The sequence below is a fragment of the Rhizobium sp. BR 362 genome (genome assembly GCF_036528765.1).
Lineage (GTDB): Bacteria > Pseudomonadota > Alphaproteobacteria > Rhizobiales > Rhizobiaceae > Rhizobium.
In genome coordinates this window covers 1-5209 of record NZ_JARWGH010000073.1, presented here as the reverse complement: position 1 = coordinate 5209, position 5209 = coordinate 1, and the positions used below count along the sequence as shown (strand labels likewise).

Sequence of the window (5209 nt, the reverse complement as noted above, 5' to 3'; positions counted from 1 at the left end):
CAGCCAAACCACGCGCCCTTACGCGGCGGCATGGTACAGGAAAACCGATCTGACATTCACAGATGCGATTGGCGCTGTGCGTCTCGTTTTGTGGAGCGACGATCTTTATCGACACTCACCGTCAAACCTGGAAATGCATAAAATACCGCCAGGGCGACTTGTCCGTATGGCGCAGGCGATTTGCTTCGCCGCATAATGTACAAAGTCAAGCTTAGCGCCCTGCGTCTTGCCGCGTTCGGATGGCGAATGACACTCGGCAACCATCGCCGTGGCGCCAATGAAGCCGCAATTCCAGCCCAGCCCCAAGAGGATAAGCGATCCCCAGAAGTGCGCGATATCGACACCGCTGAGCGCAATAAGCGCCGACCCGCCGATCAGGAGAAGTCCCACCGCCGCCACGCGCTCCTTGCCGAAGCGTGCCATGAGGCGGCCGGTAATGAAGCTTGGCCCGAACATCGAACATGGCGAGAACGTGCCACTGAATACCAAGCGCTGCGGAATCGACGGAATGGCCGTGTCCGACCATGGCCATAGGTGCCGCCGTCATGACGAAGGTCATCAGGCCGTAGGAGACGACGCCGGTCGCAACGGCCAGCAGATAGCGTGGCGAGGTCAGTATCTGTGCAAGCGGGCGGGCGCTGATGGCGGTGGCATGCACGGCGGCGGAACCCGCCGGGCGGCGCAGTGGCAAAAGGATCGGCACCGCGAGCAGGGCGAGCATCGCCTGGCTGAGGAAACTGCCGGCAAAGGCATGTCCCGGCAGAGCGTTACGCGTCCATATGACGAGTTGCGGCCCGATGATGGCAGCAATCAGCCCGCCGACCATCACGCGCGATATTGCGCGGTCACGCCCGGCGCCAGTCAGGCCGTCGGTCGCCGCAAAGCGGTAGCTCTGGACATAGGCCGAGTAAAAACCGGCGATCAGCGTGCCCATGCAGAAGACAATGAAGCTTGATTGGACGATGCCCATCGTGGCAACGATCCCCGCGATCGTACCGAGCGCTGCACCTATTATATATCCGGCGCGCCGTCCGAACCGGCGCATAACGGCCGCAGCCGGCAGCGTTCCCAGAGCAAGCCCCAGGTTGAGCATGCTGACCGGCAAAGTTGCTGCGGCCGGATCAGATGCCAGATGCTGGCCGACGAGCCCGCCGAGCGAAATGACGATGGGAGAATTGGCGCCCCCGAGCGACTGTGCCGCCGTCAGAACCCAGACGTTTCTTGACGCAATTTTTTCCTGTTTCGCGACATCGTCCTTGTCGCGGAACGTCGCCTCGGCGATCCCCATTTGCGTGACCTGCTCAATATCTTGGTTTGTGGTGCGTGGCCGAGGAGGGCATCGGCAGCACACCGGCGTGCTGAAGAGGGGCGTCCTTGATCCAGATTTCGGCGCCCTCTGGGCCTGTCGCCACCTCAAATGATCTGCCTGCCGGCAACCGTCCCCAGCATTGCGGCTCCAGCGTCTCGCCCTGCAATATCAGGCTGCCGGACAGCACCAGAAATTCGAGGCCACGGCGATTTTCGATGGCAATGGCTGAGCCGGACTGCCAGGTCTCGATCGAAACGCGTTCCGCGATATCCTCGAAGAGAACACGCGCCGCACGGGCGCCGGCGCGCAATGGGGCCGCTTGGCCTTCGCCTGGCTGCCGGACAATCTGCATGCTGTCGCCCTGACGAAACTGCCAAAGGCGCACGAAAATCATGCAGCCCTCCTCCGGCGCCGGTACGTGCGAGGTGCCGGGCGGGTTGCGGAAATAGCTTCCGGCCGGATAGTCGCCATGCTCATCTTGGAACGTCCCCTGAAGCACAAGAATTTCTTCGCCGCCGCTATGGACATGGCGGGGAAAGGCGCTTGCCGGCGCGTAGCGCACGATCGAGGTCGCACGCGCGACTTCACCGCCGACGCGGTAGAGCATCCGTCGGTCGACGCCGGCGGCGGGGCTCGGCACCCAGTCGAGCTTGGCCGCATGGGCGATGACCGGCTTTGTCAGGTCTTCATTGATCCGCATTGGTCTGGTCTCCCATCGTCAGAACGATCCGGAATTTCGCCTCACCGGAACGCATTCTTCGGACCGCTTCGGCGGCCTGCTCCAGCGGCATGGTTTCGATCATCGGCCGCACGCCGGCCAGGACGCTGAAGTCCAATGTCTTCTCGTTCTCGAACGGCGACCCCGTAATTGAGCCGATCACGCCTCGCTCAGCGCCCACCAGATATCCAGTCGATACCGGCAGGGGATCCTTGCCGACGCCGAGCACGACCAGGCGGCCTTCCGGTGTAAGTGCAGGCATCAAAACCAAGACGGCGTCCGGATTGCCGATCGTGGTCAGGATCGCTTTGGCGCCGCCCATCTTATTCAAAGCCTCGGCGGCATTTTCCTTGTTCGTGTCAATGTAACGATGGGCGCCGAGCTTCACAGCATCTTCGGCAATATTGTCGCCCCGACCCACCGCGACCACGCGGAAGCCCATCTTGCGGGCATATTGCAGCGCCATGTGCCCGAGCCCGCCTATTCCGAGAATAGCAACCGTATCGCCTGCCTCAGCGCCCGATTTCTTCAAGGCATTGAATGTGGCGATGCCGGCGCAAAGGATCGGTGCTGCCTCTTCCGATGAAAGCTTGTCCGGAATGGAAACGAGTCCGGTCGCGCGCGCAATCATCATTTCCGCGTAACCGCCATCGCAGGAAGAACCGAGAACGGGCTGGTTGCGGCATAGATTGAAACGGCCACGGCGGCATTCATTGCATTCGTTGCAATGCCCGCCGAGCCGGCCAACGCCGACGCGCTGGCCGAGCTTCCAAGCCGAGGGCGTGTTTGATCCAAGCGCGATGATCCGGCCGACCACTTCGTGGCCGGGAACGCGCGGCGGCTGTAGTCTCCGGTCCGCCTTGTCGATGTCGCTTAAATCCGCGCCGCAGATGCCGCAGGCTTCAACCGCAATCAGCACTTCTTCGTCGCCCGGCGTCGGTCGGTCCACAAGCTCAAGGCCGCCGGACGTGGATATCTGCATCGCCCGATAGGTTGTTTTCATGACCTGCTCCTTTCCTCGCATTTCAAGATAGGGGATGAACGATCTCCGTCTCGCCTGGTGATCAGGGGCGTGGCCACACGCTCACCGGCTTCGATGGCCCCAGCCAGATAACCGGGATCGTTGAGTGCTGTTCGCTGCCTGCCAAACTGATCCAGCTCTGCCAGGTCTGATCGACCCCCCAACTCGCGTGCAAATTCCTGAACCGACGGATGCATGTCGGGCCAGCCAGGAAGGGCCGAGATCGAAACCGTCGTGCGAGACATCGGTTTGCGGGTCAGCCGTGAGAATGCGGCCGCCCAGCCGTTCCCGTGCCTCGACCAGGGTAAAGTCGAGCCCGTTGCGATGAAGGTGATAGGCTGCCGTAAGTCCGGCAAGGCCGCCGCCGACGATGACAATGGCCTTAGTCGATATTGTTGTCGTTGAAGCCATTAGCGGGTTATCTGGATGTTATGCTCGCTGCAGTTCAGGCGATGGCGTAAATCCGAATGTCCGGCGCTGCCGCCAGCAGCGGCTTCAATCGGTGACGTCGTCGTCGTTGAAGAGTTCGCTTTCGAGATAGGCCCTGCGTCCTCAACGCTGTTGAACCCATGGAGAACCTGCACGTCATCGTCGCGGATCAGAAGCTCCTTGGAGGTCGCTCCGATGTCTGTGAGGAACGTTTCCTTGTATTTCTGATAGATGCCGATGGCAGCGCGACGGTTCGCGGCGGCGATCTGAAGGGTGATTTGGAGATAAGCCACGGTCATACTTTCGGGTTTCGCTTGGCCGCACGCGGCGAGGGATGTTCCTCGCCAAAAATGCATATGCGCCGTTTGATGCGCCCGCATGGCCGGCTTGACAAATGAGAGTTTCTTGGGCGCGGCAAAGAAAATCTTGGCGCGCTGCGCTGCGGCCGAGTTAGGGCCGTGCCGTGCCGGCTTCTTCAAGCAGCCAGTTGCGAAAGGCCTGCAGTTTCGGCAGCGACGCATACTGCGACCGGTAGACGATGTAGTAGGCAAGCGTCGATGGCACGGTCACATCGGGGAAGAGCCGCTTGAGCCTTCCCGCAGTCAGATCGTCATGGGCGAGGATGCTGCGGGCCAGCGCTACGCCCCGACCCTCGATCGCAGCCTGCAGGACGGCAGCGGAATTATTGATACTCATGCCCCTTTGCGGCTGGGAATCTGATACGCCGCCGGCGCGCAGCCAGCGGTCCCAGGTGACAAAACCGAGTGCCGGGTCCACGGAGAGATCGTGTATGAGCGTCTGGCGCGTCAGATCGGCTGGGACGTTTAGACTTCCAATTTCTGAAAACCTGGGCGAACAGACAGGAAAGACTTCCTCGTCCATCAGCTTTTCGGCGATCAGGTCCGGCCAGCTTCCATCTCCGTAGCGCACGCCAATGTCTATTCCATGTGCCTTGTAATCGACCAGCTTCAGGCTCGTCTCGAGCCGAATGTCGGTCTCCGGACATCTGGCCTGGAAGCGGTCGATGCGGGGCAATAGCCATTTGGCGGCGAAAGCAGGACTGACGGTTACGTTGAGGATTCCGCTCGTTGCGGACGCGCGAAGACGCTCCAGCCCAATGACTAGCTGATCGAGCCCTGCCCTGATATCGGGAAGGGCATGTTCGGCCCGTTCGGTCGGGGTAAGCCTCGCCTTTCCGGTGGTGGTACGATGAAAGAGCGGCATTCCCAGCCAATCCTCCAACCCCCGCACCATCTGTCCTACCGCAGCTGAGGTGACTTTGAGTTCCTCGGCAGCCCCGGAGAAGCTGCCGTGACGTGCACTGGCTTCAAAGGCACGCAGCGCGTTCAGATAGACCGGTGACTTTCTGTTCAAAGTGACTTTCTCCTACGCGAAGAAGGGAGAATTGAGCGGCAAAGCCACGAAGCGACATCTCCATTATGGGCCACACCCCGTCAAGTCCTGTGAGGCAAAGAACACGGCTCTGAATCCGGGTTAACAGTCATGCTCGGATGATTTCGGCCATGTATTGTGGGTTTCTGCCTGCTTTGTTTCGTCTGAGTTTGATACTGCGCTTGTCGTTATGGCTTCGAACCATGTTGATGGCGAAGTGTCGGACGACGGCCATGTTGGCTGGTCCATGCCCGGTTCGAGATCGGGCGGCATCCTCGTTGAAGGTGACGTCGAGTACCCAATGGAGGGAGTTCTCGATGGCCCAATGGCCACGTATGGC

The 5209-nt window shown here is 60.7% G+C and carries 6 protein-coding genes and 2 pseudogenes; 1 reads left to right on the top strand and 7 read right to left on the bottom strand.

Features of this window, described 5'->3' with window-relative positions; all coding sequences use genetic code 11:
- Positions 1–196: pseudogene (locus tag QDY28_RS30540) on the top strand (IS701 family transposase); the annotation flags it as partial.
- Here QDY28_RS30540 and QDY28_RS30535 read toward each other — a convergent pair.
- The 7 genes and pseudogenes from QDY28_RS30535 to QDY28_RS30505 all read right to left on the bottom strand — a co-directional run.
- Positions 169–1288: pseudogene (locus QDY28_RS30535) on the bottom strand (MFS transporter); the annotation flags it as partial. The pseudogenes QDY28_RS30540 and QDY28_RS30535 overlap by 28 nt on opposite strands.
- 13 nt (positions 1289–1301) lie before the next feature.
- Positions 1302–2009, bottom strand: coding sequence for a cupin domain-containing protein (locus tag QDY28_RS30530; protein ID WP_184806333.1), 708 nt, complete (start codon positions 2007–2009; stop codon positions 1302–1304).
- Positions 1996–3030, bottom strand: coding sequence for an alcohol dehydrogenase (locus tag QDY28_RS30525; RefSeq protein WP_120670743.1), 1035 nt, complete (start codon positions 3028–3030; stop codon positions 1996–1998). Before QDY28_RS30525 ends, QDY28_RS30530 begins: the two co-directional genes overlap by 14 nt.
- Before the next feature lie 81 nt (positions 3031–3111).
- Positions 3112–3459 carry an FAD-dependent oxidoreductase gene (locus tag QDY28_RS30520; protein WP_120670745.1) on the bottom strand — a complete coding sequence of 116 codons (348 nt, stop codon included), beginning with the start codon at positions 3457–3459 and terminating at the stop codon, positions 3112–3114.
- Positions 3459–3956, bottom strand: a complete 498-nt coding sequence (locus QDY28_RS30515; RefSeq protein WP_240535388.1) for a hypothetical protein — start codon at positions 3954–3956, stop codon at positions 3459–3461. The genes QDY28_RS30520 and QDY28_RS30515 overlap by 1 nt, the downstream gene beginning before the upstream one ends.
- Positions 3928–4851 carry a transcriptional regulator GcvA gene (gcvA, locus tag QDY28_RS30510; protein WP_004112795.1) on the bottom strand — a complete coding sequence of 308 codons (924 nt, stop codon included), beginning with the start codon at positions 4849–4851 and terminating at the stop codon, positions 3928–3930. The genes QDY28_RS30515 and gcvA overlap by 29 nt, the downstream gene beginning before the upstream one ends.
- A gap of 127 nt (positions 4852–4978) precedes the next feature.
- Positions 4979–5209: ISAs1 family transposase (locus QDY28_RS30505; protein ID WP_331384828.1), on the bottom strand; the 231-nt coding region annotated here is incomplete at its 5' end.